This window comes from Serratia sp. Z4 (genome assembly GCF_009900725.1).
GTDB lineage: Bacteria > Pseudomonadota > Gammaproteobacteria > Enterobacterales > Enterobacteriaceae > Serratia > Serratia nematodiphila.
This window is the reverse complement of the sequence record NZ_JAAABD010000003.1, coordinates 53,011-78,585: the sequence shown is the minus strand read 5'-3', so window position 1 is coordinate 78,585 and position 25,575 is coordinate 53,011. Positions and strand designations below refer to the sequence as shown.

General features: G+C 57.8%; 25 protein-coding genes and 1 pseudogene. 15 read left to right on the top strand and 11 right to left on the bottom strand.

Annotated elements, in window-relative coordinates:
- Positions 1-77: 77 nt before the first annotated feature.
- Genes GT753_RS14295 through GT753_RS14280 form a run of 4 tightly spaced genes read left to right on the top strand, consistent with a single transcriptional unit; the run spans position 78 to position 2,300 of the window.
- Complete coding sequence (locus tag GT753_RS14295) at positions 78-1,082, top strand: hypothetical protein (protein ID WP_160125716.1); 1,005 nt, start codon at positions 78-80, stop codon at positions 1,080-1,082.
- A complete protein-coding gene (locus GT753_RS14290) occupies positions 1,082-1,471 on the top strand; it encodes a hypothetical protein (protein WP_015376493.1) in 390 nt (129 codons plus the stop codon). Before GT753_RS14295 ends, GT753_RS14290 begins: the two co-directional genes overlap by 1 nt.
- A 27-nt stretch (positions 1,472-1,498) precedes the next feature.
- Positions 1,499-1,891, top strand: coding sequence for a hypothetical protein (locus GT753_RS14285; protein WP_041922177.1), 393 nt, complete (start codon positions 1,499-1,501; stop codon positions 1,889-1,891).
- A gap of 13 nt (positions 1,892-1,904) precedes the next feature.
- Entirely contained in the window at positions 1,905-2,300 is a 396-nt protein-coding gene (locus GT753_RS14280; protein WP_015376492.1) for a hypothetical protein, read from the top strand.
- On the opposite strand, the gene GT753_RS14275 is transcribed toward GT753_RS14280, so the two are convergent.
- Entirely contained in the window at positions 2,291-2,608 is a 318-nt protein-coding gene (locus GT753_RS14275) for a hypothetical protein (RefSeq protein WP_021504192.1), read from the bottom strand. The two genes, GT753_RS14280 and GT753_RS14275, sit on opposite strands and share 10 nt — an antisense overlap.
- A gap of 235 nt (positions 2,609-2,843) precedes the next feature.
- On the opposite strand from GT753_RS14275, the gene GT753_RS14270 reads away from it, so the two are divergent.
- From GT753_RS14270 to GT753_RS14260, 3 genes are read left to right on the top strand one after another with little or no spacing between them, the layout of a single operon-like run.
- On the top strand, positions 2,844-4,214 hold the full coding sequence (locus tag GT753_RS14270) for a glutamine synthetase family protein (protein ID WP_160125715.1): 1,371 nt from the start codon (positions 2,844-2,846) through the stop codon (positions 4,212-4,214).
- A gap of 32 nt (positions 4,215-4,246) precedes the next feature.
- On the top strand, positions 4,247-4,657 hold the full coding sequence (locus GT753_RS14265) for a GNAT family N-acetyltransferase (RefSeq protein WP_015376489.1): 411 nt from the start codon (positions 4,247-4,249) through the stop codon (positions 4,655-4,657).
- Positions 4,658-4,670: 13 nt separating this feature from the next.
- Positions 4,671-5,360: a trehalose-6-phosphate synthase gene (locus tag GT753_RS14260; RefSeq protein WP_015376488.1), complete on the top strand. Its 690-nt coding sequence runs from the start codon at positions 4,671-4,673 to the stop codon at positions 5,358-5,360.
- 2 nt (positions 5,361-5,362) lie between these two features.
- On the opposite strand, the gene sfnG is transcribed toward GT753_RS14260, so the two are convergent.
- On the bottom strand, positions 5,363-6,457 hold the full coding sequence (sfnG, locus tag GT753_RS14255; protein WP_049239726.1) for a dimethylsulfone monooxygenase SfnG: 1,095 nt from the start codon (positions 6,455-6,457) through the stop codon (positions 5,363-5,365).
- Between the two features lie 436 nt (positions 6,458-6,893).
- Between sfnG and GT753_RS14250 the strand changes: the two genes are divergently transcribed.
- The 3 genes from GT753_RS14250 to yjiA all read left to right on the top strand — a co-directional run bounded on the left by GT753_RS14250 (position 6,894) and on the right by yjiA (position 10,467).
- Complete coding sequence (locus GT753_RS14250; protein WP_015376487.1) at positions 6,894-9,074, top strand: carbon starvation CstA family protein; 2,181 nt, start codon at positions 6,894-6,896, stop codon at positions 9,072-9,074.
- A gap of 214 nt (positions 9,075-9,288) precedes the next feature.
- Positions 9,289-9,492, top strand: a complete 204-nt coding sequence (locus GT753_RS14245; protein ID WP_004953088.1) for a YbdD/YjiX family protein — start codon at positions 9,289-9,291, stop codon at positions 9,490-9,492.
- A gap of 21 nt (positions 9,493-9,513) precedes the next feature.
- Positions 9,514-10,467, top strand: a complete 954-nt coding sequence (gene yjiA / locus GT753_RS14240) for a GTPase (protein ID WP_076740901.1) — start codon at positions 9,514-9,516, stop codon at positions 10,465-10,467.
- Between the two features lie 95 nt (positions 10,468-10,562).
- Here yjiA and GT753_RS14235 read toward each other — a convergent pair whose 3' ends face one another.
- The 6 genes from GT753_RS14235 to GT753_RS14210 form a co-directional block, all read right to left on the bottom strand.
- Positions 10,563-11,960, bottom strand: coding sequence for a lipopolysaccharide biosynthesis protein (locus GT753_RS14235; protein WP_015376485.1), 1,398 nt, complete (start codon positions 11,958-11,960; stop codon positions 10,563-10,565).
- Positions 11,957-13,087, bottom strand: a complete 1,131-nt coding sequence (rffA, locus tag GT753_RS14230) for a dTDP-4-amino-4,6-dideoxygalactose transaminase (RefSeq protein ID WP_015376484.1) — start codon at positions 13,085-13,087, stop codon at positions 11,957-11,959. The genes GT753_RS14235 and rffA overlap by 4 nt, the downstream gene beginning before the upstream one ends.
- A 54-nt stretch (positions 13,088-13,141) precedes the next feature.
- Complete coding sequence (locus tag GT753_RS14225; protein ID WP_160125714.1) at positions 13,142-14,191, bottom strand: TDP-N-acetylfucosamine:lipid II N-acetylfucosaminyltransferase; 1,050 nt, start codon at positions 14,189-14,191, stop codon at positions 13,142-13,144.
- Between the two features lie 70 nt (positions 14,192-14,261).
- Positions 14,262-15,131 carry a glucose-1-phosphate thymidylyltransferase RfbA gene (gene rfbA / locus GT753_RS14220; protein ID WP_015376482.1) on the bottom strand — a complete coding sequence of 290 codons (870 nt, stop codon included), beginning with the start codon at positions 15,129-15,131 and terminating at the stop codon, positions 14,262-14,264.
- 20 nt (positions 15,132-15,151) lie between these two features.
- Positions 15,152-16,216, bottom strand: a complete 1,065-nt coding sequence (gene rffG, locus GT753_RS14215) for a dTDP-glucose 4,6-dehydratase (protein ID WP_015376481.1) — start codon at positions 16,214-16,216, stop codon at positions 15,152-15,154.
- A gap of 639 nt (positions 16,217-16,855) precedes the next feature.
- Entirely contained in the window at positions 16,856-17,875 is a 1,020-nt protein-coding gene (locus GT753_RS14210) for a LacI family DNA-binding transcriptional regulator (protein WP_121976700.1), read from the bottom strand.
- Between the two features lie 284 nt (positions 17,876-18,159).
- Here GT753_RS14210 and ascF point away from each other — a divergent pair, with 284 nt between their 5' ends.
- Both ascF and GT753_RS14200 read left to right on the top strand, forming a co-directional pair.
- Complete coding sequence (ascF, locus tag GT753_RS14205; RefSeq protein ID WP_160125713.1) at positions 18,160-19,602, top strand: PTS cellobiose/arbutin/salicin transporter subunit IIBC; 1,443 nt, start codon at positions 18,160-18,162, stop codon at positions 19,600-19,602.
- Positions 19,603-19,618: 16 nt separating this feature from the next.
- Positions 19,619-21,049: a 6-phospho-beta-glucosidase gene (locus GT753_RS14200; RefSeq protein WP_160125712.1), complete on the top strand. Its 1,431-nt coding sequence runs from the start codon at positions 19,619-19,621 to the stop codon at positions 21,047-21,049.
- A 22-nt stretch (positions 21,050-21,071) separates the two neighbouring features.
- Here the strand turns inward: GT753_RS14200 and GT753_RS14195 are convergent, their stop codons facing one another.
- Positions 21,072-21,491, bottom strand: a complete 420-nt coding sequence (locus GT753_RS14195; protein ID WP_160125711.1) for a putative T6SS immunity periplasmic lipoprotein — start codon at positions 21,489-21,491, stop codon at positions 21,072-21,074.
- Between the two features lie 12 nt (positions 21,492-21,503).
- A complete protein-coding gene (locus GT753_RS14190) occupies positions 21,504-21,929 on the bottom strand; it encodes a putative T6SS immunity periplasmic lipoprotein (protein WP_015376476.1) in 426 nt (141 codons plus the stop codon).
- Positions 21,930-22,335: 406 nt separating this feature from the next.
- Between GT753_RS14190 and GT753_RS14185 the strand changes: the two genes are divergently transcribed.
- From GT753_RS14185 to GT753_RS14175, 3 genes and pseudogenes are all read left to right on the top strand, one after another.
- Positions 22,336-22,644 (top strand): hypothetical protein, encoded by a 309-nt coding sequence (locus tag GT753_RS14185; RefSeq protein ID WP_160125710.1) that lies wholly within the window; start codon positions 22,336-22,338, stop codon positions 22,642-22,644.
- A gap of 235 nt (positions 22,645-22,879) precedes the next feature.
- Entirely contained in the window at positions 22,880-23,998 is a 1,119-nt protein-coding gene (locus GT753_RS14180; RefSeq protein WP_160125709.1) for an HNH endonuclease signature motif containing protein, read from the top strand.
- Between the two features lie 91 nt (positions 23,999-24,089).
- Positions 24,090-24,272, top strand: a pseudogene (locus GT753_RS14175) (winged helix-turn-helix domain-containing protein); the annotation flags it as partial.
- Here GT753_RS14175 and GT753_RS14170 read toward each other — a convergent pair.
- Positions 24,251-25,440, bottom strand: a protein-coding gene (locus tag GT753_RS14170; RefSeq protein WP_371732165.1) for an IS3 family transposase whose coding sequence is annotated in 2 segments (ribosomal slippage) — positions 24,251-25,185 and positions 25,185-25,440 — 1,191 coding nt in all. Because the reading frame shifts where the segments join, the coding sequence is not laid out codon by codon here. The pseudogene GT753_RS14175 and the gene GT753_RS14170 overlap by 22 nt on opposite strands.
- Between the last annotated feature and the right edge of the window lie 135 nt (positions 25,441-25,575).

Here is a 25,575-nt window from a genome sequence, read left to right as displayed (position 1 = left end):
ATCGAGAGCGTGAGCCAGAACCTGTTACCACCCTGTAGAAAATGTTAAGTTTCCTAAAAATAAGGAGGCTTTTCGACATGGAACAGAAGTCCAGCAGCATCGCACCGGGCTATTGCATCGCCCAACAAACCGGCCCGCTCGCCTTCCACGCCAACTACCTGTTCGGTGGCAAGCCATCGGAAGCGGCCCGCTTTTTTATGCAGCTCAATGCCGATACGCCGCTGGTTCAATCGGGGCAAATGCTGATCGTCGCCGATCCGCGCAATCATAATCAATCTACGCAGATCGCCGCCCTGATGCAGGCCAAGAGCCGCACCAGCAAAGCGGTGAAAGCCGGTGACAGCGATTTCTCCACCTTCTTGCACCGCAATTACGCCGCTATCGCCGCCTTCACCAGCTATGGGGAAACGGTCGTCGGGCTGGCTTCGGATGCCGGAGAACGCTACTTCAGCCAGATCAAGAATATCCTGGTTGAGATTGAAAAAACCTACCAAAATCAGTTCCGCACGAGTGGCGCGTTGATTGGCACCCAGTTTCAGGTGGAACGAGCGCGGCTGTTCGGTACATTAAAACCGTTACTGAATCGCCTTACTCGTGCTCAACTCAATATGAAAGAGTATGCGCAAATCAAACACGCGCTAGGGCTCTCCAGTAAATCGCTGGTGCATGAATGGAGCACCGCCGGCGTCGGCGCCATTAAGGGTTATTCGAACTACGTCGACAGCGCCAGCCGGGCGGCCAAGTTTATGAAAGCCGGCGGCTGGATCGGCATCGGATTGAGTGGGCTGAATACCACCAACGACGTCTACAACGCCTGCACCACCGGTCGCGAACAGGAGTGCGCCAAGATCGCGGTGAAGGGATACAGTCATTTTGCGGCAAGTACTGCGGCGGGGATTTTGGGGGGTGAAGGCGGTGCAATGCTAGCAATGACGGCTTGCAGTATCGTCTTAGGCGCCTCCACGTTTGGTACCGGTATTTTAGCTTGTGGTATAGCAGGCGCTGCTCTGGGTGGCGCAGCTGGCAGTTGGGGTGGCGGTGTAGCCGCCGACAGCATTACTGGTTTCATTTTTGGTGAATAATGAAAATCGCTATCGTCCTGTTCTTCACTCTGACATTGATTAGCGCCCTGGTGCAGTACCTTTACTATCGGCGCTATAGAAACGAATTTACTGAATTCTATCAACGTTATGTGCAAAGCGCCCATCCCTTGCCTCCATTCGTCATCTTCGCGGATAACCTTGGTTTGCTCGGTGTGTCTATCAAAGCACAATGGTTCCGTTGGGTATTGAATGGCAGAAAAATAAAGATAGGGAAAAACGCTTTTCTGAGCCCAAAAACCTACGAATTCGTGAATGAAAACACATCTCAACATCTGAAGAGCTGGATTCGAAAAGACTTCATCTTAAGCGTGCTGAAAATGGGGTGTTTGGCGTTGATGTGTATCTTTGCTTTTTTGAGCAAGGCATAACGCCCCTTGAACCTTAGCCGGTGGCTTATGAAAACAGCATCACTTATTGCAGCTGCGCTGCTCTTAGTTTGTTGGCTTGCTCAATATATTTACTCTCGTCGCTATAAACGCGAGTTCGATGTTTTTTATCGACGCTATACCCAACAGTGCCACTTTGTCCCTGCTCACGTCGCAATTGCCGATGGCCTTGGCTCTTTAGGTACTTCCATCAAAGTCCAATGGTTCAGAGGGATCCTTTGCGGCAAGAAAATCAAGGTGAAGAAAAACCAATATCTTCCCGCCAAGACCTATGAATTTGTTCGTCTTTCATCATCTGAACGCTTGCAGACCTGGATGAAAAACAACGGCACGCTTTTGGCGCTGGAAGGCCTGCTCTTCATCATGACATTGATCTTTATGATGATAGCGAGAATATCGTGATTCAGGCTGCTCGATGAAAACCCTTGTCATATTATGCTTAACGCTGCTGGTTTTAAGCGCCTTCATCCAATTCATTGGCTACCGTCGCCATAAAAAAGAGTTTGACGCGTTCTATCAGCGTTACGCCGGCAGCGGATATTTTATTCCGCCCTACGTCGCCTTTGCCGATAGCCTCGGCATGCCAGGTACCTCATTGAAGGCACAGTGGTTTCTTTGGATCCTGAAGAGGAAAAAAATAAAAATAAGGGATCACGTTTGGCTCGATGCGAAAACCTACGATTTCGTGCAAAAAACCGCCTCTCCTGAACTACAGAAGTGGCTGGCGATGGACTTTATACTTTTGCTCGTAGAGGCAATTATTACCACCGTAGGCTGTATTTTTATTTATCTCATCAATCATCAAGGTTGAGCAGACGCACTGCTCCCCTCCACCGCCTGCACCGCCGCCTTCTGCGTGGCGCGCTGATATAAGCACAGCTCCCTGCCCGGCTGGTTTTTCATAAACGGCTGCGGGTAGCGCCCGCCGATAAACAGCGCCGAATAGCCGACGTCATCACCGTAGTGAATAATCTCCCCTTCCACCCTGGCGTTTTTTAGCCCGCTGGCTTTCAGGCAGGCGGCGCGCATCGCCCGTTCGCTCTCGGCCCACGCCTGTGGGGAAGACGCGGTGGCGTGGAACGCGGCCAGCGCGGCGATAAGCAGCCCTATTCTCTTCATCGTTATCTCTCCTTCTACGACCCTCTCGCCAGTATAGACCGTGCCGACCCGGCCAACCCGCCGCGCTCTTTACGGCATTTTTATTCCGCACCCCGTTAACGTTACGGCGTTTTTACAGACAGTTTTTGCCGCCGCAGATACCCTTTTCACATCGCCGCTATGGCCTCACAAGAGAGTTGTCTCATGCGTTTATCCCTGCCTCTGTCCGTGACCGGTCTTCGTTCTGGAGCGCGCCATGCATGCTAATATCATCGGGTTCAATCCCCTGCTGGCGGAGCTGCCCGCATCGCCGACGCGCACCTTCCGCAAAGAGCTGGAACACTACCTGCAGCGCTATCCAGATACCGAACAGCTGGATATTTATCTGCACGATCTGAACGGCCAGCTGCGCGGCAAGCGCCTGCCGATCGCCGAAGCCTTTGGCCTGGAAAAAGGCTGCTACTTCCCGCTGTCGATCTACGCCCTGGATCTGCACGGCCGGGTGATAGAAGAAAGCGGGCTGGGGCAGCGGGCGGGCGAGCCGGATCGGCTGTGCCTGTCGGTGCCCGGCACGCTGCGCCCCTGCGCGCGCGATCCCGAACGCCACGCCCAGCTGCTGCTGACGATGCAAAACGCCGACGGCGACGCCTGCGAGCTGGAGCCGCGCGTGGTGCTGCAACGGGTGCTGAAGCGCCTGCACGAGCGCAACTGCTTCCCGGTGGTGGCGGCCGAACTGGAGTTCTACCTGCAGGATCCGCAGCGCCCCGCCGAGGCGGAAGCCTGCCCGACGCAGAGCTTCGCGGTGGATGCGCCCGAGCGCCACCATGCGCTGCTGAGCGACATCGAACGGCACGCGCGGCTGCAAAGCCTGCCGCTGACCGGCGTGGTGGCCGAAGCCGCTTCCGGCCAGTACGAGCTGAACCTGCATCACAGCCGGCGCGTGCTGGAAGCCTGCGACCAGATCATGGCGCTGAAGCGCCTGACGCGGCAGATTGCCGAGCAACATCACCAGCACGCCTGCTTTATGGCCAAGCCCTGCGCCCATGCCGCCGGCAGCGGGCTGCATTTTCACATCAGCCTGCAGAACGAGCACGGCGAGAACCTGCTGACCGGCGCGCCGGGTGAACTGAGCGACAACATGCAGCAGGCGATGGCGGGCATGCTGGCGCTGATGCCGGCGTCGATGGCGATCCTGGCGCCCAACATCAACGCGTTTCGCCGCTTCCGCCCCGGCATGCACGTGCCGCTGCGCGCCTCCTGGGGCCACAACAATCGCACGGTGGCGCTGCGCCTGCCCTGCGCCGACAGCGCCAATCAGCGCATCGAATACCGCCTGGCCGGCGCCGACGCCAACCCCTATCTGGCGCTGGCGGTGATGCTCGGCGGCCTGCTGCACGGGCTGGAACACCCGCTGCCGCTGCCGCCCGCCGCCAACGGCTGCGAAAGCGACAACGCCGCACCCTTGCCGCTCGGCCAGCAGGAGGCGCTGGCGCTGTTCCGCCACAGCGATCCGCTGCGCGAGCTGCTCGGCCCGGCGTTCTGCACCCTGTGGCACACCTGCAAAAGCGCCGAACTGCGCCGCTTCGAGGAACAGGTCACCGCCGCCGAACTCGGCTGGATGCTGTAACCATCCACTGATTCGTTAACCTAAGGATAATCATGAACATGCAACCGCAATTGGCCCCCGTACAGCCGCTGCTCTGCTGGCGCAAAGGCGTTTTTCATATCAGCACCGATCGGCAGCTATTGGATATCGAGGCGATCCAGCGTTTCCTCAGCCTGCCGGATCGGGCGGCGGCGGAGCGCCTGGCGCGCCACGGCCTGTGCTTTGGCCTGTACCGCAAACGCCACCAGCTCGGCTTCGCCCGTATGGTGACCGATTACGCCACCTTCGCCTCGGTGAGCGAGCTGTTCGTCAGCGCCGAATACCGCGGCGTCGGGCTGGGAAGCTGGCTGACGCGCTGCTGCCTGGCGCATCCGGCATTGCGCGGCCTGCGCGTCACGCTGCCCGTGCTGCAAGCGCCCTGGCGCGCCGACTGCGCGGCGCACGCCCCGCGCGCCCTGCACTGATAAGGAGAACCCGATGTCTCGTTTGGTGCTGATTTCCAACAAACAATGCGACGGCAAGGATCTGGCCTGCGCCGGCCGGACGTTGGCGGCCGACGCCGAACCGGGGCTGTGGCTCGGCTGGAACGGCGACGTGCAGAATTTCGCGCAGCGCCCGATCAGTTGCCGCCAACGCGCCGGTTACGATCAGGTGACCTTCCCGCTGTCGATCGAGGAGTTTCGCCGCCACTATCAGGGCTACTACCACGACGGCCTGTGGCCGGTGTTCCACAACCAGCCGGAGAAGGCGCACTTCACGCCGGAAAACTACCGCGCCTACCGGCAGCTGAACTGCCGTTTCGCCGATATCGCCTGCGAGCACCTGTGCCCGGGCGACATCGTCTGTATCGACGACTACCAGCTGCTGCCCTGCGCCCAGGCGTTGAAGGAGCAGGGGCTGCTGAATGCCTGCGCGTTCTTCTTCCACCTGCCGTTTCCATCGGCGGCGCTGCTGCGGCGCATCCCGGAACATCGCCAGCTGATCGCTTCGCTGCTGTTCTACGATCTGATCGGCTTTACCACCACGGACGATCGCAACGCCTTTCTCAGTTGCCTGGCGGGCGAGTTCCCGCTGGAGATGCTGCCCGACGACCAGATCCAGGCCAACGGGCATATTTTCGCCACCGGCATTTTCCCCACCGGCATCAACGGCAGGCAGGTTTACTGAACTCAGGCCGCCGCCCGCTGGCGCTCCAGTTCGCGCACCAGCGGGATCACCTCGCGGCCGAAGAACGCCACCTCTTCCTGGAAGTGCAGGAACGCCAACAGCATCAGATCCACCCCGGCGTCTTTCAGCGCGATGATGCGCTCGGCGATCTGCTGCGGCGTGCCGATCAGGTTGGTTTTAAAGCCGTCGTTGTACTGCACCAGATCCTCAAACGAGGATTTGGCCCAGTTGCCCTCGCCCTCCGGCGAAGCCGCCCCGGCGTTCTTCACCTCATGGCCGAATCCTTGCACCGCCTCCGGGTTGGCGTGATCGATAATCTCCTGCAGCACCGCCTGCGCTTCCTGCTCGGTATCGCGGGCAATGACGAAGCCGTTCACCCCCACCTTGACCCGGTGCTGGTTGGCCCTGGCCTTGGTCTGCAAATCGTCCACCTGCTGGCGAATGCCCTCCACGCTGTTGCCGTTGGTGAAGTACCAGTCCGAGACTCGCGCCGCCATGTCGCGCGCCGCCCGCGAGCTGCCGCCCTGGAAGATCTCCGGCAGCGGATCCAGCGGCTTGGGCTTCAGCGAGTAGTCGCGATAGCGATAAAAATCGCCGGCGAAGCTGAAGCTGGGCTCGGCCCAGATGCCGCGCAAACAGCGGATAAACTCTTCCGAGCGCAGGTAGCGCTCCTCATGATCCAGCCACGGCTCGCCGATGGCCTTGAACTCGCCGCGGAACCAGCCGCTGACGATATTGACCGCGATGCGCGCCTCCGAAAGGTGGCTGATGGTGGCGATCTGCTTGGCCGCCAGCGTGGGGTTCCACGGCCCCGGCAGCAGCGCGGCGATCACCTTCAGCTTCTCGGTGGAATCCAGCAGCGCCTGCGAAAACGACACCGACTCGTGCTGGTTGTCGGCGCCGTAACCGGCGGTGAAACGGATCTGGGTGAGCGCGTAGTCGAAACCGGCGCGCTCGGCAATCTGCGCCAGCTTGCGGTTGTAGCCGATGTCCCAACCGGTGCGCTGCGGGATGTTGCTGATCACCAGACCGCCGGAGACATTCGGCACCCAGTAGGCGAACTGAATAGGCTGCTGCGAGTGGTTTGCTGCTGACATGCTTCTCTCCCTCTGCTCGTTGGCGCCGTGATGCGGCACGCATATAACCATTATCGATTTACAAATATTGAAAACCTTGTTTTGGTTATAAATCCGATAGCAGAATGCGTGCCAACCGCCGCGTTAAGGCATCTGGCTGATAAACCGAGGGTTTAAAGCCGGCGGATTAAAGCGGGTGCTGCATTGGCAACAGCGGCTGGCGGGCGGCTGTTGGTTATGCAGCAAACCGCTCACCCCGCCAATCCAACCGTTCACCCGGCGGATCTGACCGCTGAGCGAAATACGCCTGTCTTCCCCCCTTACCCCCAGCGATGATGAGCTGTTCCTAAACCCGCCTTACCTCGGGAAAGACGCTACGGCTCACCGCGCCACTCTGACATCTCTTACAAGCGGATGAGTTCATTCATATTTTGCAGACTGGAATTAAGGATACCTCATGAAACGAGAGGGGATTTTAAAGCACATTCCGTGGATGCTGCTGGGGATACTCGGCGCAGCCTGCCTCGGCGTGGTGGCGCTGCGCCGCGGCGAACACATCAGCGCGCTGTGGATCGTCGTCGCTTCGGTGGCGGTGTATCTGGTGGCCTACCGCTACTACAGCCTGTACATCGCCACCAGGGTGATGAAGCTGGACGCCGGCCGCGCCACTCCGGCGGTGGTCAACAACGACGGCCTCAACTACGTGCCGACCAACAAGAACGTGCTGTTCGGCCACCACTTCGCCGCTATCGCCGGCGCCGGGCCGCTGGTGGGGCCGGTGCTGGCCGCGCAGGTCGGCTACCTGCCCGGCACGCTGTGGCTGCTGGGCGGCGTGGTGCTGGCGGGGGCGGTGCAGGACTTTATGGTGCTGTTCATCTCCTCGCGCCGCAACGGCGCCTCGCTCGGTGAGATCATCAAAAAAGAGATGGGGCCGATACCAGGGACCATTGCGCTGTTCGGCTGCTTCCTGATCATGATCATCATCCTGGCGGTGCTGGCGCTGATCGTGGTGAAAGCGCTGGCGGAAAGCCCGTGGGGCGTGTTCACCGTCTGCTCCACCGTGCCGATCGCGCTGTTTATGGGCATCTACATGCGCTACCTGCGCCCCGGCCGCGTGGGTGAAGTGTCAGTCATCGGCATCGTGCTGCTGGTGGCCGCCATCTGGTTCGGCGGCGTGGTGGCGCACGACCCGTACTGGGGCCCGGCGCTGACCTTTAAAGACACCACCATCACCTTCACGCTGATCGGCTACGCCTTTGTCTCCGCCCTGCTGCCGGTATGGCTGATCCTGGCGCCGCGCGACTACCTGGCCACCTTCCTGAAAATCGGCGTGATCGTCGGGCTGGCGATCGGCATCGTGATCCTCAACCCTGAGCTGAAAATGCCGGCGGTGACCCAGTTCGTCGACGGCACCGGCCCGGTGTGGAAAGGCACCCTGTTCCCATTCCTGTTCATCACCATCGCCTGCGGCGCGGTCTCCGGCTTCCATGCGCTGATCGCCTCCGGCACCACGCCGAAGCTGCTGGCCAATGAGACCGACGCGCGCTTTATCGGCTACGGCGCGATGCTGATGGAGTCCTTCGTCGCCATCATGGCGCTGGTGGCGGCGTCCATCATCGAGCCGGGCCTGTACTTCGCCATGAACACCCCGCCGGCGGCGCTGGGCATCACCATGCCGGACCTGCACCGCCTGGGCACCGAAGACGCGCCGATGATCATGGCTTCGCTGAAGGACGTGACCGTGCACGCAGCGGCGGCGGTCAGTTCCTGGGGCTTCGTCATCAGCCCGGAACAGATCCTGCAGACCGCCACCGACATCGGCGAACCTTCGGTGCTGAACCGCGCCGGCGGCGCGCCAACGCTGGCGGTGGGCATCGCCCACGTGTTCCACCAGATCATTCCGGGCGCCAACATGGGCTTCTGGTACCACTTCGGCATTCTGTTCGAGGCGCTGTTCATCCTGACCGCGCTGGACGCCGGCACCCGCTCCGGCCGCTTCATGCTGCAGGATCTGCTGGGCAACTTCGTGCCGTTCCTGAAGAAAACCGACTCGCTGGTGGCCGGCATTGTCGGCACCGCCGGCTGCGTCGGGCTGTGGGGCTACCTGCTGTATCAGGGCGTGGTGGATCCGCTCGGCGGCGTGAAGAGCCTGTGGCCGCTGTTCGGCATCTCCAACCAGATGCTGGCCGCCGTGGCGCTGGTGCTGGGCACCGTGGTGCTGATTAAGATGAAGCGCACCCAATACATCTGGGTGACCGTGCTGCCGGCGGTGTGGCTGCTGATCTGCACCACCTACGCGCTGGGCCTGAAGCTGTTCAGCGACAACCCGCAGCTGGAAGGCTTCTTCTTCCTGGCCGGCGAATACAAGCGCAAGATCGCCGAAGGCGGCGCCGAGCTGAGCGCCCAGCAGATCGCCAACATGAACCACATCGTGGTGAACAACTACACCAACGCCGGACTGAGCATTCTGTTCCTGCTGGTGGTGTACAGCATCATCTTCTATGGGGTGAAAACCGCGATGGCGGCGCACAAGAACCCGAAACGCACCGACCAGGAAACGCCTTACGTGCCGGTGCCGCAGGCCGCGCCCGCCGACGGCGTAACTGAGGGGGAGGTCAAAGTTTCGACCCAGCATTGATGTGATTTAACGGATACCCTGCATAATAAAATCAGTTATGCAGTACCGACATGAAAGTTAACCGGTACCCAAAGGATTTCGGGCCGCAGCAAGGCGGCAAGTGAGCGAATCCCCAGGAGCTTACTCAAGTAAGTGACTGGGGTTCGGGAGTGCAGCCAACACCGCTGCGGTTCGAAAGACGAAGGGTAAGCAGGGTATTTGGGAGTAAGAAACTATGTTCGGAAATCTTGGCCAGGCGGGAAAGTACCTCGGGCAGGCGGCGCGCATGTTGGTGGGCGTGCCTGACTACGATACCTACGTCCAGCACATGAAAGACAACCACCCGGACAAGCCGGTGATGACCTATAAAGAATTTTTCCGCGAGCGCCAGCAAGCGCGCTACGGCGGCGACGGCAAAGGCGGCATGCGCTGCTGTTAACCCGCAGTCACAAGGACCCGTATGAAACCCATTGCAGTCACCATCCTGACCGGCTTTTTGGGCGCCGGCAAAACCACCCTGCTGCGCCACATCCTGAACGCCGAACACGGCTATAAAATCGCGGTCATCGAGAACGAGTTCGGCGAAGTGCCGATCGACGACGCGCTGATCGGCGATCGCGCCAGCCGCATCACCACCCTGAGCAACGGCTGCATCTGCTGCAGCAAGTCCAACGAACTGGCGGACGCGCTGCTGGATCTGCTGGACGGCGTCGACAGCGGCCAGCTAGCGTTCGACCGGCTGATCATCGAATGCACCGGCATGGCCGATCCCGGCCCGATTACCCAGACCTTTTTCTCGCACGAGATCCTGTGCGAGCGCTTCCTGCTGGACGGCATCATCACCCTGGTGGACGCGGCACACGCCGAGCAGCAGCTGAGCCAGTTCAGCATCGCCCAGGCGCAGGTGGGCTACGCCGACCGCCTCCTGCTGACCAAAACCGACGTGGCGCCGGACTGCGAGGCGCTGATCCAACGGCTGCAGCGGATGAACGCCCGCGCGCCGGTGTACAAGGTGACGCACGGCGATATCGATCTGAGCGTGCTGTTCGACATCGAAGGCTTTACGCTGAACGACAAGCTGAACCTGACGCCGCCCGCCCCGCTGTTCCACCGCATCCCGCAGCCGCAGAGCGACATCCGCTCGATCGTGGTAACGCTGGAGCGCCCGCTGCCGCTGATGCAAATCTCCGAGGTGATGGAAGGCCTGCTGCTGGAATACGCCGACAACCTGCTGCGCTACAAAGGCATTCTGTCCATCGAAGACGAACCGCGCCGCCTGCTGTTCCAGGGCGTACAGCGGCTGTATAACGCCGACTGGGATCGGGAATGGCTGCCGGAGGAAGAGCGCAAGAGCACCTTGGTATTTATTGGTGTGGATCTGCCGGAGGAGGAGATTCGGGGGCGGCTGCGTTGAGCAAGAGGAGACGTCAGCGAGATCGCGCTGTCATGATGAGAAGAAGAAATGGGGAAAACGGCGGCAACCCGCAACGGGTTGCCTGACCGAAAGCGTTATCGTTTGGCGAACGACTTAAGGAACCTGAGGTTCCTCACCAGCACCACGGCCAGTAAGACACCCCAATAGACAAACAGCTCATATTTCATTTTCTCGCCTGCCAGCGCTGAAACCGATGCCCCCGCCAGACAGAGGAAAGTGAAGAAATACATTTCAAAACGTGGCATGGTCTTCCAGCTGATAATCGAGAACTCCGTTCTCAGGATCAGGAATGCCCAGAAGGCCAGACAGGTGCTTACCGCCGCGCCACCGGCGCCGAAACGTGGCACCAGCAATGCGTTTGAGGTGATATTGACGACCAAAGCAACTAATGAAACAAACATAGAATAGAGCGTTTTTCGACTTAAACCGATCCCCACCGCCGTGGTCTCGGAAAGCGTATAAAGCAATGGCGCGCCCAGACAAGCAATAAGAACATACTTAACGTCAATGTATTCTTTGGGCAAAACATAATCCGTAATCCAAGAAAAAAGCCCACCCAGGCTGAACAGGCAAACCACGGCAATCAGCATGCACTGCGTGACCTTGGTTACCATCTGCTGTTCGCCGCCTTCGTTAGACTCCGCCAGCTTGTACACCATCGGCGCCCACACGGTAGAGAACACACTTTGCAGGATGCTCGCCACGCCGGCGAAGCTAACCGCCACCGAGAAGATCGCCAGCTGTTCAAAGCCGGAATAGGCTCGCACGAACATCCTATCGACAGTGGTTAACCCCCAAAACGCCAACCCGCCCAAGATCAGCGGATAGCCAAACTTGAGCATCGCTTTCAGTTTGCCGTAGTCCAGCGAACTGCGCAGTGCGGCTATCCAATCCGCCCGGGAAGACCACATCAGCATCAGCGACACGGCGATAAAACCGACGGCGTTCGCCACCACCAACTGCATCAGCGTATGCTGGGTAAACAGAACATAGCACAGGCCAATGACGATCAGCGTCATCAGCTTGGGCATCAGTTGGCTGAGCGAAAACGCCATCCCCTTCTCCTGCATCCTGAGTATCAGGGACAAGAAACGGTTGATGAACGACGCCAAAAGAATCAACATGATAAGCCAGCTTATCGCCGTGTCTTTCTGTTCGAACAGCAACGCGGACAAACTGCCGGGGAACAGCAGGAACGCCGCACTGATGACTACGATCATCAGCAAGCCGGGGAAAGCGACGTTCTTCAACAGCTGCCCGCGATCGGTTTCACCGTGGTATTCCCGAACGTAAGCCTGATCAAGCCCCAAACTGAAAAACAGCACGCAGAAAGACACGGCCACATTCAGCATGCTGATTCGGCCTACGTCGTCTGCCGAAAACAGCCAGGTAATGACCGGCAGGGTCAACAACCCCAGCGCGGCATTACCGATCGGCCCGATGGCGAACGCCAGGATCTTGCGGGCGTTCACTCAAAGAACCTCACTACGCTTTCAATAACTTTATTCTGATCGGCATCGGTCATTTTGTAGTACAGCGGCAGGCGAACCAGTCTCTCGCTTTCGCGGGTGGTGTAGTTGTCTTCGCCAATGAAGGTGCCGAAGACCTTGCCCGCCGGCGCCGAGTGCAGCGGAATATAATGGAATACCGCCATCACGCCACAGGCCTTCAGGTGAGCGATGAACTGCGTTCTTTGCTCGATATCCTTCAGCTTCACATAGAACATATGCGCATTATGCTCGCAGTCCGCCGGGATGGTCGGCAACGTCAGCAGCCCTTTCTCCGCCAGCGGCGCAAAGCTCGCATAGTACTTGTGCCAGGTCGCCAGTCGGTTATCGTTAATCTCATCAGCCAGTTCCAACTGCCCCCACAGGCAAGCCGACTGCAGTTCACCCGGCAGGAAGCTGCTGCCGAAATCGACCCAGGTATATTTGTCCACCTGGCCGCGCAGGAACTGGCTGCGGTCGGTACCCTTCTCACGCAGAATTTCGGCGCGTTTGATAAAGCGTTCGTCATTGATCACCAACGCGCCGCCTTCACCACCGCTGGTGTAGTTTTTGGTTTCATGGAAGCTGAAAGCCGCCAGGTGACCTTTAACGCCAACGAAATCGCCTTTGTATTTGCTCATGACGCCCTGCGCGGCGTCTTCAACCACCAGCAGGTTATGCTGGTCGGCCAGGCGCATGATCGCATCCATATCGCAGGAGACGCCGGCGTAATGCACGGGCACAATGGCTTTGGTTTTATCGGTGATCGCCGCAGCCACCAGCGCTGCATCCATATTCATGGTTTCAGGGTGGATATCGACGAATTTGATTTTCGCGCCGCGCAACACGAAGGCATTGGCGGTACTGACGAAGGTGTAGCTTGGCATGATAACTTCGTCGCCCGGCTGGATATCAACCAGCAGCGCGGCGATCTCCAGCGCGGCGGTGCAAGATGGGGTCAACAGCGCGTGTTTGCACCCCAGCTTGCTTTCAAACCATTTCTGGCACTGTTTGCCGAACGGGCCGTCGCCCGACAATTTCCCATTCTCCAACGCCGCATTGATATATTGAATTTCGTTGCCGGTTACCGGTGGTTTGTTGAACGGTATCATGTTATCCCTTGTTGTCGATTCTGAATGCATGCCGGGGCGATGTGCCGTGCGGCATCAGGAAGTAAAGACGGCCTTTAACTGCGCGGTAAGGTTCTCAGCGGAGAAATAGGCTTCGATTTTTTGCTCGTTGTCATGCTTTTCCGCCGCGCTCAGGCTGCGTAGCGAAAACGTTTGAAGATCCAATACCTGGATATTCTTTTCTTGAAAGAAGTCCCACTGCGTGGTGCCTGGATTCAAAAACACCGTTTTTTTCAGCCCCAGCAGGGAAATGGTGTTACCCATCGCCTGTTGGCGATGATGGTTGAACACCGCGATATCCACTTTCCCCAGCAGCGTCAGGTAGTGTTGGAAAGGCATAAAGTCGGTTAATGGTACAAATTTCTCGCCAAAGCGCCGCGTGCCTTCGGCCACCACTTCTGCCGCATAGCGTTTATTGCCATAGGAAAGCGGTACGACGAGCTCAATATTCTCGTTTTTGTACGTTTCCAATATATCAAACGCGGAAAAATGATTATTAGTTGGATCGGCAGAATTACCCAGCAGAATGGTGGTTTTACCGTCCTCGCCCGCCGCACGTTCATCAATGACGTTTTTCTTGTATACGTTGCTGGTATACAGCAGGCACTCATGCCACCGGCCGGTGCAGCCGTACCACTTTTTAGCCAACTCGTAATCGCCCTTGATGTAAGTGACAAAGTTGCCCATACGCTTAATGGCCGGGCGGCGGAGAAGCTCTGTCAGGCGCCATTTGAAGTTACGCTTGCCGATTTGGTATTGGTAAAGGTCACCCCCCCATATGAACCAATAGCATTTTTTTAATACCCAAGGGGTCAACAGCAGCAACAGCGCCATCTTGATGCCGTGGAAGCTGTGCAGAATCACCCGATCGTGACGTTGAATGGCCTTCATCAACTTCAACGTCGGCTTGACGTTACCAAACAGATCCGCCCCGAGATAGTGAACGTTATCCGCCGGCGGCAAAGCGAAACGCACCTTATCGCCATAGACCCAAAACGTGTGTTCATCGGGATCGAATTTCTCATTCACAAATTCAATGAATGAAGGAATAAATTTATCCAGAGGACAAATATGTACAGTGCTCATATCCGCTCTATATGCAGGTTCGTCCAGTGCCCCGCCACGCTCCGGGTGTTCAAAGCACGGCGGGCCGGGGTTATTTTTCCGCGATCAGCTGCGACAGATACTGGCCATACAGCGTTTTGCCGAGCAGCTTGGCTTCGGTGGCCAGTTGCTCACGCGTCAACCAGCCTTTTCGGTAGGCGATCTCTTCCAGACAAGCGACCTTGAAGCCCTGACGCTTCTCAATAGTGTGTATAAACTGAGAGGCCTCGATCAAACTGTCGTGCGTGCCGGTGTCCAGCCAGGCGAAACCGCGCCCCAGCAGCTCGACGTTCAGCGTGCCGCGCTCCAGATACATCTGGTTGAGCGTGGTGATTTCCAGCTCACCGCGCGCCGACGGCTTAACCTGCTTGGCCATCTCAACCACGTGATGGTCATAGAAATAAAGCCCGGTGACCGCCCAGTTGGATTTTGGCACGGCCGGTTTTTCTTCCAGCGACAACGCGCGGAAGTTATCGTCGAACTCCACCACGCCGAAACGTTCAGGGTCCATCACCTGATAGCCGAAAACCGTCGCCCCTTCGCTGCGCTTCACCACCGACTCCAGCTTGTTGCCGAAGCCCTGGCCGAAGTGAATGTTGTCGCCAAGCACCAGTGCGCAGCTGTCACCGCCGATGAACGCTTCGCCAATGAGGAAGGCCTGCGCCAGGCCGTCCGGGCTCGGCTGAATTTCATAACTCAGATTGATGCCGAAACGGCTACCGTCACCCAGCAAGCGCTTGAAGGAGGGCATATCTTCCGGAGTGGAGATGATCAGGATATCCCGAATGCCCGCCAGCATCAGCACCGAGATCGGGTAATAGACCATCGGCTTATCGTAAATCGGCAGCAACTGCTTGGAAACGCCGCGCGTGATGGGATAGAGACGCGTGCCGGAACCGCCCGCTAAAACAATGCCTTTCATTCTTCTTCCTTAAAAATCGATTAACGGGTCAAACCCAGACGCTCGCCGGCATAGGAGCCGTCTTTCACCCGGCTCCACCAGGCTTCGTTCGCCAGATACCATTCCACGGTTTTGCGAATGCCGCTTTCAAAGGTCTCTTGCGGCTTCCACCCCAACTCCGCATCGATCTTGGCGGCGTCGATCGCATAGCGCATATCGTGGCCCGGGCGATCGGTCACAAAGGTGATGAGATCCGCATAATGCGCGATATCACCCGGTTTGTGCGGCACCAGCTCATCCAGCAGTGCGCAAATGGTTTGCACCACTTCGATATTTTTGCGCTCGTTGTGACCACCGATATTATAGGTTTCCCCCACCGCGCCTTCGGTGACCACCTTATACAGCGCCCGCGCATGATCTTCTACATATAACCAGTCGCGCACCTGCGCGCCGTTGCCGTATACCGGCAGCGGCTTGCCTTCCAGCGCGTTCAGGATCGTCAGCGGGATCAGCTTTTCCGGGAAATGGTAAGGGCCATAGTTGTTCGAACAATTGGTGACAACGGTCGGTAAACCGTAGGTGCGCAACCAGGCGCGCACCAGGTGATCGCTGGCCGCTTTGGAGGCGGAATACGGGCTGCTTGGCGCATAAGGCGTAGTTTCGGTAAACAGATCGTCGGTGCCGTGCAGATCGCCGTACACCTCGTCGGTGGAGATGTGATGGAAACGGAACGCCTGCTTGCGCTCGGCGTCCAAGGCGTGCCAATACTGGCGAGCCGCCTCCAGTAAGGTGTAGGTGCCGACGATGTTGGTTTCGATAAAGGCGGCCGGGCCGTCAATAGAACGATCGACGTGACTTTCGGCGGCCAGGTGCATCACCGCATCGGGCTGAAAGGCGGCGAACACGCGATCCAACGCCTGACGGTCGCAAATATCGACCTGCTCGAAGGAGTAACGATCGCTATCGGCGATCGGCGCCAGGGATTCGAGGTTACCGGCATAGGTCAGGCTATCCAGCACCAAAATGTGATCAGCGGTATCATTGATAATATGGCGGGCAACGGCCGAGCCAATAAACCCGGCACCGCCGGTAACGATAATTTTCATAGAATCCTCTAAAATACGCCGTGGTCATTTCATCGCCACATTGTTTTACATGCGCATAAAACGGCTAAAGGCTTTTTCCTGGGTAAACACCCTGCCGGTAATCGAATAACAACATTCCCACCACGCCGCCGCGAGCAAGCCCCTAAAACCAACAGAGCTGCATCGCAGCTCTGTTGGTTTTAGGTCGGCACGCAACCGTCGTGTTCGGATATTGTCGCCGGAAACGCCGGATGGCTACGCTACCGCCCTTGGCTCACAGACGCCAATCTCTGGTGGTCGCTCGGGTATTGCCGCCGGACGGCGACATGCTCAGGCCATTCATCCGCAGGGCCGCAAGGCTGGCCAGTGAAACCGTTCACCGACGCAACGCAGGAAGCCATGCCGAGACAGAAGAAAGCGCGATGCTTTCAACCGCTAAAGGCGGGTGGGAACGGCCAAACTTTCGGGGGATAACATAACGTATAGCGGCTCGAAAGAGCAGTCTTGGGGCGCTCTTTCAGATTATTACTCAGGGTGGTAAGGGGAAACGGCTGAAACGCCGCCGCGGAAAAGCATGGTGGCAGGATGACATCGCTGCGCCGAGTGACGAGGGCTTAGGCGGCCAGCCTGGACCTTAACCCTCCGGACGCATTTCCGGGTTCAATCCCGCTCGTACGGCCCCGCCGCCACCGACTCGCGCTCGATCAGGCTGGCCGGGAAGCTGGGGCGCTTACTCAGCTCGCCGCCGTCCAGCATCGACAGCAGGCGGTTGATGGTCTCCTGGATCATCTCGGTGACCGGCATCTTCATGCTCGACAGCGACGGCACGGTATAGGGCGCCAGCGGGATGTCGTCGAAGCCGATGACCGATACTGCCTCCGGCACCGCCACGCCACGCTCCGCCAGCCGCTTCATCGCGCCGATGGCCATTTCGTCGTTGCCGGCGACGATGGCGCTGAACGGCTGCCCGCCGGCCAGCAGCGCATCGACCGCCGCCACGCCGCTTTGCGCGTGCCATTTCCCTTCGACGATCAACGCCTCGTTAACCGCAATGCCCTGCTGCGCCAGCGCGGATTTGTAGCCAGAAAGCCGCTCCAGCCCGGTGGGGGAATCGAGCGAGCCAGTGATAAAGGCGATGTCGCGATGCCCGCGCGCGATCAGGTGCGCCACCGCCGCCGCGCCAGCGGCGTGCTGATCGCTGAAGATGCAGTAGCTGTCGTTCAGCCGCAGCCGCCGGTTGATCACCAGAATCGGCTGGCGGTGTTGGGAGACAATCTCGTCCATTTCCGCGATCGACAGAAAACGCGGGTAGATGATCACCCCGTCGCAGCGCAGATCCAGCAAAAACTGAATGGCGGCCCGCTCCTCTTCGGCGGTGTGCTTGCCGTCCGCCAGGATCAGTTGGCGGCCGTTCGCCTCCATGATGCGCGCCGACTGCGCCATCAGTTCGCTGAAATAGTTGCCGCTGTAGAGGGTGTTGGTGACCACCAGGCCGAGGGTTTGGGTGGTGTTGGTCGCCAGGCTGCGCGCCAGCAGGTTGGGCCGATAGCCGGTTTCCGCGATGGCTTTTTCCACCAACGCGCGTTTCTCCTCGCTGACATAGCCGCTGCCGGACAAAACGCGCGACACCGTCGCCTTTGAAACGCCGGCCTTTTTCGCCACCTCGAGTATCGTTGCCATCTGTGCGCCGCCAAAATCCATGGGTTCAGCGCAGTCTACCCAAGACGCCCGGCGTTTGAAACGTTTTCACGCCCCTGCACAGCGGTATGCGCTTACCCCTAACGATCCAGATCACGAAAACGCAACGCCAAAAACCATAGTCCTTGCCAACAACAAAACACCAATACATGATTTTGTGAAACCGGTTTCTTATGGGCGTTTCATACGGATGGAACGACGGATCGCCCAGGCAGTAAATATTCGCCTTTGGGCTATCCGAATTGCTATCTGAGAGACGACACGCCATGCCGAAGAACTACGCAGAGATCTCGCACGCCATCGTGGCCGCCCTGGGCGGCACGGGCAATATCGAGGCCGTGACCCACTGCATGACCCGCCTGAGATTCGTGGTGAAAGACAAAGCGCGGATCGACACGCCGGCGCTGAAGGCCATCGACGGCGTGCTGGGCGTGGTGCACAGCGGTGAGCAGTGCCAGGTGATCATCGGCAACGAGGTGGCCAAAGCCTATCAGGCGGTGCTGGCGCTCGGCATGCCGGGCGCGGCGGCCCCCGCCGCCCCGGTAAAACGCCAGCTCACCCTGAAGGGCATCGGCGCCGGCATTCTCGACGCGCTGGTGGGCACCATGTCGCCCCTGATCCCCGCCATCATCGGCGGCTCGATGGTGAAGCTGCTGGCGATGATCCTGGATATGGCCGGGGTATTCGAGAAAGGCTCCTCGACCCTCGTCATCCTCAACGTGATCGGCGACGGCGCGTTCTTCTTCCTGCCGGTGATGGTCGCCGCCTCGGCGGCGCTGAAGTTCAAAACCAACATGTCATTGGCGATCGCCATCGCCGGGGTGCTGGTGCATCCCAACTTTATCGATCTGATGGCCAAGGCGGCGCAAGGCCAGGCGGTGGAATTCGCCTTCATCCCGGTGACGGCGGTGAAATACACCTACACGGTGATCCCGGCGCTGGTGATGACCTGGATCCTGTCGCACATCGAACGCGGGGTGGATCGCATCACCCCGGCGGTGACCAAGAACTTCCTCAAGCCGATGCTGATCGTATTGATCGCCGCGCCGATCGCCATTCTGCTTATCGGGCCGCTCGGCATCTGGATCGGCAGCGGCATCTCTGCGCTGGTCTACACCGTGCACGGCTACCTGGGCTGGCTTTCCGTGGCCATCATGGGGGCGATTTGGCCGCTGCTGGTGATCACCGGCATGCACCGGGTGTTTACCCCGACCATCATCCAGACCATCGCCGAGACCGGCAAAGAGGGCATGGTGATGCCTTCGGAGATCGGCGCCAACCTGTCGCTGGGCGGCGCTTCGCTGGCGGTGGCGCTGAAAACCAAGAACCGCGAACTACGCCAGACCGCGCTGGCCGCCGCGGCCTCCGCCATCGTGGCGGGGATTTCCGAACCGGCGCTGTACGGCGTGGCGGTACGCCTGAAGCGGCCGCTGGTCGCGAGCCTGATCAGCGGCTTTGTCTGTGGCGCGGTCGCCGGCATCGGCGGGTTGGCCAGCCATTCGATGGCCTCGCCCGGGCTGTTCACCAGCGTGCAGTTCTTCGATCCGGCCAACCCGATGAGCATCGTGTGGGTGGTGGCGGTGATGGCGCTCTCGGTGGTGCTGTCGTTCGCGCTCACGCTGATGCTGGGCTTCGAGGATCTGCCGGAAAACGCCGCCGCGCCCGGCCAAACCGCACCGGCGGCGAACGCCGCCGGCGCAACGCAATGAGACACCAGAGGATTGCATGTCCGATTCAACATTCCCTAAAGGATTTTTATGGGGCGGCGCTTTAGCCGCCAACCAGGCGGAAGGCGGCTATCGCGAGGGCGGCAAAGGGCTGACCACCGTCGATATGATCCCGCACGGCCCACACCGCATGGCGGTCAAACTCGGGCTGGAGAAGCGCTTTAGCCTGCGCGACGACGAGTTTTACCCCAGCCACGACGCCATCGATTTCTACCACCGCTACCGCGACGACATCGCGCTGATGGCGGAGATAGGCTTTACCGTGTTCCGCACCTCCATCGCCTGGAGCCGGATTTATCCCAACGGTGACGAGCTGACGCCCAATCCCGAAGGCATCGCCTTCTACCGCAGCCTGTTCGAAGAGTGTCGCCAATACGGCATCGAGCCGCTGGTGACCCTGTGCCATTTCGACGTGCCGATGCACCTGGTGACCGAATACGGCTCCTGGCGCAGCCGCAAGATGGTGGAGTTCTTCACCCGCTACGCCCGCACCTGCTTCGAAGCCTTCGACGGGCTGGTGAAATACTGGCTGACTTTCAACGAGATCAACATCCTGCTGCACAGCCCGTTCTCCGGCGCCGGGCTGGTGTTTGAAGCGGACGAAAACCCCGAACAGGTGAAATACCAGGCCGCGCACCACGAACTGGTGGCCAGCGCGCTGGCGACGCGCATCGCCCACGAAGTGAACCCCGCCAACCAGGTGGGCTGCATGCTGGCCGGCGGCAACTTCTACCCGTGGTCCAGCAAGCCGGAAGACGTGTGGGCCGCGCTGGAGAAAGACCGCGAGAACCTGTTCTTTATCGACGTGCAGGCGCGCGGCGCTTACCCCTCCTACGCCGCCCGCGTCTTCCGCGAGAAAGACGTCAGCATCGTCATGGAACCGGAAGACGCCGACATCCTGAAACACACCGTCGACTTCGTCTCCTTCAGCTACTACGCCTCGCGCTGCGCCTCCGCCGACATGAACGACAACAACAGCAGCGCCGCCAACGTGGTGAAATCGCTGGCGAACCCGCACCTGCCGCGCAGCGACTGGGGCTGGGGCATCGATCCGCTGGGGCTGCGCATCACCATGAACATGATGTACGACCGCTACCAAAAACCGCTGTTCCTGGTGGAAAACGGCCTGGGCGCACACGACGAGTTCAATGCAGCAGGCGAGATAGAAGACGACTACCGCATCAGCTACCTGCGCGAACACATCCGCGCCATGGCCGACGCCATCGCCGACGGCGTGCCGGTGCTGGGTTACACCACCTGGGGCTGCATCGACCTGGTGGCCGCCTCGACCGGCGAAATGAGCAAGCGCTACGGCTTTGTCTACGTCGACCGCGACGACCAGGGCAACGGCACCCTCGCCCGCACCCGCAAGAAATCGTTCTGGTGGTATAAGAAAGTGATTGCCAGCAATGGGGGGGATTTGGGGTAGGTTTGGGGCGGTGGCGGTGGAGTTAGCGTGGGGTGTGGAGGGCTTCCAACCTAAGTTGATTGCCTTCCTGCTGCACAACGAATTCGGCGACGAATTCGCGTGCAGAGGGGAACTCACCTGCGTGTTCTTTCTTCTGGGAGACCAGCTTCGCGGAGAAGTGGTATTGCTGCCCCGGCGTAAATACGTAGCCCTCATCAGGGACACACTGATTGGGGGCGACATCCCGCAGTGGATCGAAGAATTTGAATGTACGACTCTGCGCCTCATCCAATCGGTAAATTGAGATGCCCACGAGCTTTTCGTCTCCCTGCGGCTGAACGGTGATGCATACTTTGCCCTCACGCAGGTTGGCGGTAGCGGGGTAGTCTACGGGGATACGATCGCCTATCGACGGACAGCCGGCGAGCAGGAAGGGGAATGCGAGGAGGAAGATCCGTTTCATTTTGTCTCTGCGTTATCTGCTGCCCTGCGTGATATTTTCAATTTCGTAAGCGCCGTTGAGCTTTTTCACTTTGAAGTGAGCAATAAAGGCCCTGCCGGAAATATCCTGCAGGTTTCTGCGCTTCTCAATCGACACAAAATTTAGCCTCATGCTGTAGATATGATTTTCCCGAAACGGGTAATCGTTTTGCGTAACGCAAATGCCCTTTTTAAGATCCTGATTCCCCACCTCAATCAATTTCTCATCAGCATCACCACTGAGATAGAGCGTATCTGGCCTTTCGTTTTCCTTTGGTGACGGAGAGATGCAGATGTCGCCATTCGCTTTAGTATGGGCGGTGATAGGGATATCCGGCGCATAGCGCTGATCGAGACGATCGCCGGTGCAGGCGCTTAACAATATCGCTCCTGCAATGACCAGTACGCAATTAGCTTTCATCATATTCCATTATTTATAAATCTTAATGAAGAAATATTATCCATGAATGGATGACTGATAGTTCAACGAAAATATGATATGCCGAATTGCGAGGTACATTCCAATCCTAAAAGTAAATAAACTGTAATTCTATACAGATTATTTTTTCCTTTTACTGATAACGCTATAGTTTTTTCGCTGTGACAAAATCCGCAGCCGGAGTTAGCGTTCCGAATCTGACATACTACCGCTGTATTATGTAATAATGCAGCAGCTTCAGTTCACGCCAAATAATGGTGGCTCAGGCGGGGGCTTCGCAAGAAGCGCCGGTTCGTATGTCCCGGTGACGCTAACCCCGTCTGGGCTACCACCCGAGTTTAGCGTCTCTGGTGATAGTCATTAACTAATGACATACGGAGATGCACCCATGACAAAGGTTCCCACTACAGAATCCGTTGCAAACACTCTCACCCTCTATCGCCAACTGTTTAACCACCTCGATCTCAGCGCTTTTAATCCCTCAGAACTCTTAGACCTGGCCGCCCTCTCTGCCGAACAGGCGGAAGGGCTGTGCCACGGCCTGATGCTATTCGGCCATTTACTGCAAAAGCACCCACAGCTGGACACTGAAGGCAGGGAACAGCTGAATCACTATCTCAACGCCACGGCGCATCTGGTTCCTGCGTTGTGTAATCTTTATGGGCGGGCGCTGCGGGAGATGGAAACCTGCGGCTAACGTAAATGGCAATCAGGGCGATGCCTGTACTCGTCGCCCTTCCCACTCAGCATTTCCAATAGATCTGACTGACATATCACAACAAAAACATTCATCAAGGTAGGCATTTCCTCCCCTACCTGGCATAGTTAACGCATTCGGTAAATCGATGAGTTAACTGCTGGGTATTGATGCATACTGCTCTCGTCAGCAAGCACATTGCTCAGAGTCAACTCGGCAAGGTGAGGGAGTAGTTTTGGCAACTGCAATAGAGGCGTTATCTTCAAAAGAATCCGTTTTAAAAGCCATCGAAGAATATAAAAAACTTGGCCGAGATGAATTCTTAAAACAACATGAAATAAAACGATTTAAAAAATACACCCTTCATTATAATGGCGAGAAGTACGACATCCGAGGCATTGCCGCTAGAGCATACCGTGAGCAGCATGGCTATCCGTTTAAAGGAATCAATGCCGATAGCGGCACGGAAAAAGCCATTCAATTTCTCAAGGACCTCGGTTTTAAGATCGTCGAAACACCGCATCCTTTTGATTATTTAACCGAAGGCAAACTGTACACACGCAAAGCGCTTATCGAGCTTTATGGCGGGCAGCTGCAAGGCGGTATCTGGACCCCGCGGGAATTCCCGGTAATCTTTATCTTCACCGGAGAAAGCGGCGAAACCTACGGCTACAAAGATGGATGGACAGCCGAAGGCAGCTTCTCTTATACGGGGGAAGGCCAAAAAGGCCCTATGGAATTTATTCGTGGCAATAAATCCATCCGCGACCATAAAAAAGACGGCAAAGACATCTTCCTATTCGAAGACAACAAGAAAGAAAAAGGCGTCCGCTATCTTGGCATGTTTGAGTGCGACTCTTGGGATCACATTCAGTGCTTAGATTTCGAAAATAACATGCGCCAAGGCATCACCTTTAACCTGTTCAAAGTCTCATCACTGCACGCGGTCGAAGAAGAAGCAGAAACCGATGAAGCCGATACGCAGACAGAAACGCTCGAACAGTTACGCAAGAAGGCACTGCAGTCCTCAAAGCAATCGGGCCAGCGCCAACAGAGCGACAGCAAAAAATCCTGGTTCAAACGCAGTGAAGACGTAAAAAAATACGTGCTCAAGCGCGCCAATGGCATCTGCGAAGCCTGCGAGCAGCCGGCACCGTTCAAGAAAAGGAACGGCGAGCCCTACCTCGAACCCCATCACACCAAACGCTTAGCCGACGAAGGCCCCGATCACCCGCAGTGGGTGGGTGCTATCTGCCCGACTTGCCATCGCCGGATTCATAGCGGGGTGGATGGGAAAGAGGTGAATAAGCAGCTGATGGTGAAGTTGGAGTTGAAAGAGGCCGCTATCGGTTAAAAGTTGCCTGCAACAGCGTGCTACCTGTCAACTTCAAAACCGAGTTTGTGCAGTATCATAGGAATAATAAGGAAAAACAGGGAACCTCAGCATGTCAGTACCTACCTACGACCAATTCATCGAGCCAGTGCTTCGCTTTTTGGCAACCAAGCCCGAAGGCGCACTTGCTCGAGATGTGCAAGATGCAGCAGCAGACATACTCAACCTAAACGAAGAACAACGAGCAGAAACCATTGCCAGCGGCCAATTGGTTTATAAGAACCGTACCGGCTGGACTGACCCCACGACCGTAGACATATCCTGTCCTCGCGACGAGGCCCGTTCAAAGGCCTCCGGACTGACGCCACCGAGATGACTGTGACGCCGGGCCCGGTTGTAGAACACTTCAATGTAATCGAAGATATCCGCCCGGGCCAGATCCCGGGTTTTGTATATTCTCTTCCTGATGCGTTCTTTTTTCAGTGAACTGAAGAACGATTCGGCCACCGCATTATCCCAACAGTTGCCACACCGGCTCATACTGGGTGCCAGGTTATTGGCCCGACAGAACCGTTGCCAGTCGTCGCTGCCGTACTGGCTGCCCTGGTCTGAGTGCACGATGACCTCGCTGTCCGGTTTACGTCGCCAGACCGCCATCATCAGCGCATCCAGTGCCAGTTCGCGTGAGAGGGTCGGCTTCATCGACCAACCCACCACGTTACGGGCAAAGAGGTCGATAACCACCGCCAGATACAACCATCCCTGCCAGGTCCGGATATAAGTGATGTCGGTGACCCAGACCTGATTGGCCCGGACAACGGTAAACTGCCGCTGTACGCGATTAGGGGCAACCACCGAAGATCGGCCGGCGATACGCCGTGGTGCTTTATAGCCCCGCACGGCTTTAATCCGGTTCAGTTGCATAATACGGCCCACCCGGTTTTTGCCGCAGGTTTCCCCGATTTCGTTCAGATCGCCATGAACCCGCCGGTAACCGTATACGCATCCGCTCAGTGAATATGAATCACAGATAAGCGTCAGCAGACGCTGGTTATCTTTATCACGCGCCGAGACCGGGTTGTGCAGCCACGCGTAGAACCCGGCCCGGGCGACATGCAGTACCCGACACATCGTCATCACACCCCATACAGTGCGGTGCTCATTGATAAAGCAGTACTTCAGTCGGGCTCCCTTGCAAAGTACCGCGCAGCCTTTTTCAGGATATCCCGTTCTTCTTCGGTACGTTTTAGCTGTGCCCGTAGTTTCAGGATCTCGCTTTCGGCTTCCAGTAAATCCCGGGCATGCTGTTCGCTGTTATCAGGTTTGATAGCTCGTAGCCACTTATAGAGGCTGTGTGCAGAAACACCCAAACGGTCAGATACTTCGGCAACGGAATAACCGCGTTCCGTTATCTGACGGACAGCTTCTTCCTTAAATTCAGGTGTAAATCGTGGTGTGCCCATACGCTCCTCCTATGCTCAAACTATAGGGCAGGATCGTCTACCGGGGTGGGGTCAGTCCATTACTAACTGACAGTTGTATCTAATACTGGGGACACTTTGCAGATACTGGACTCCAGGCACAAAAAAACCACCTTT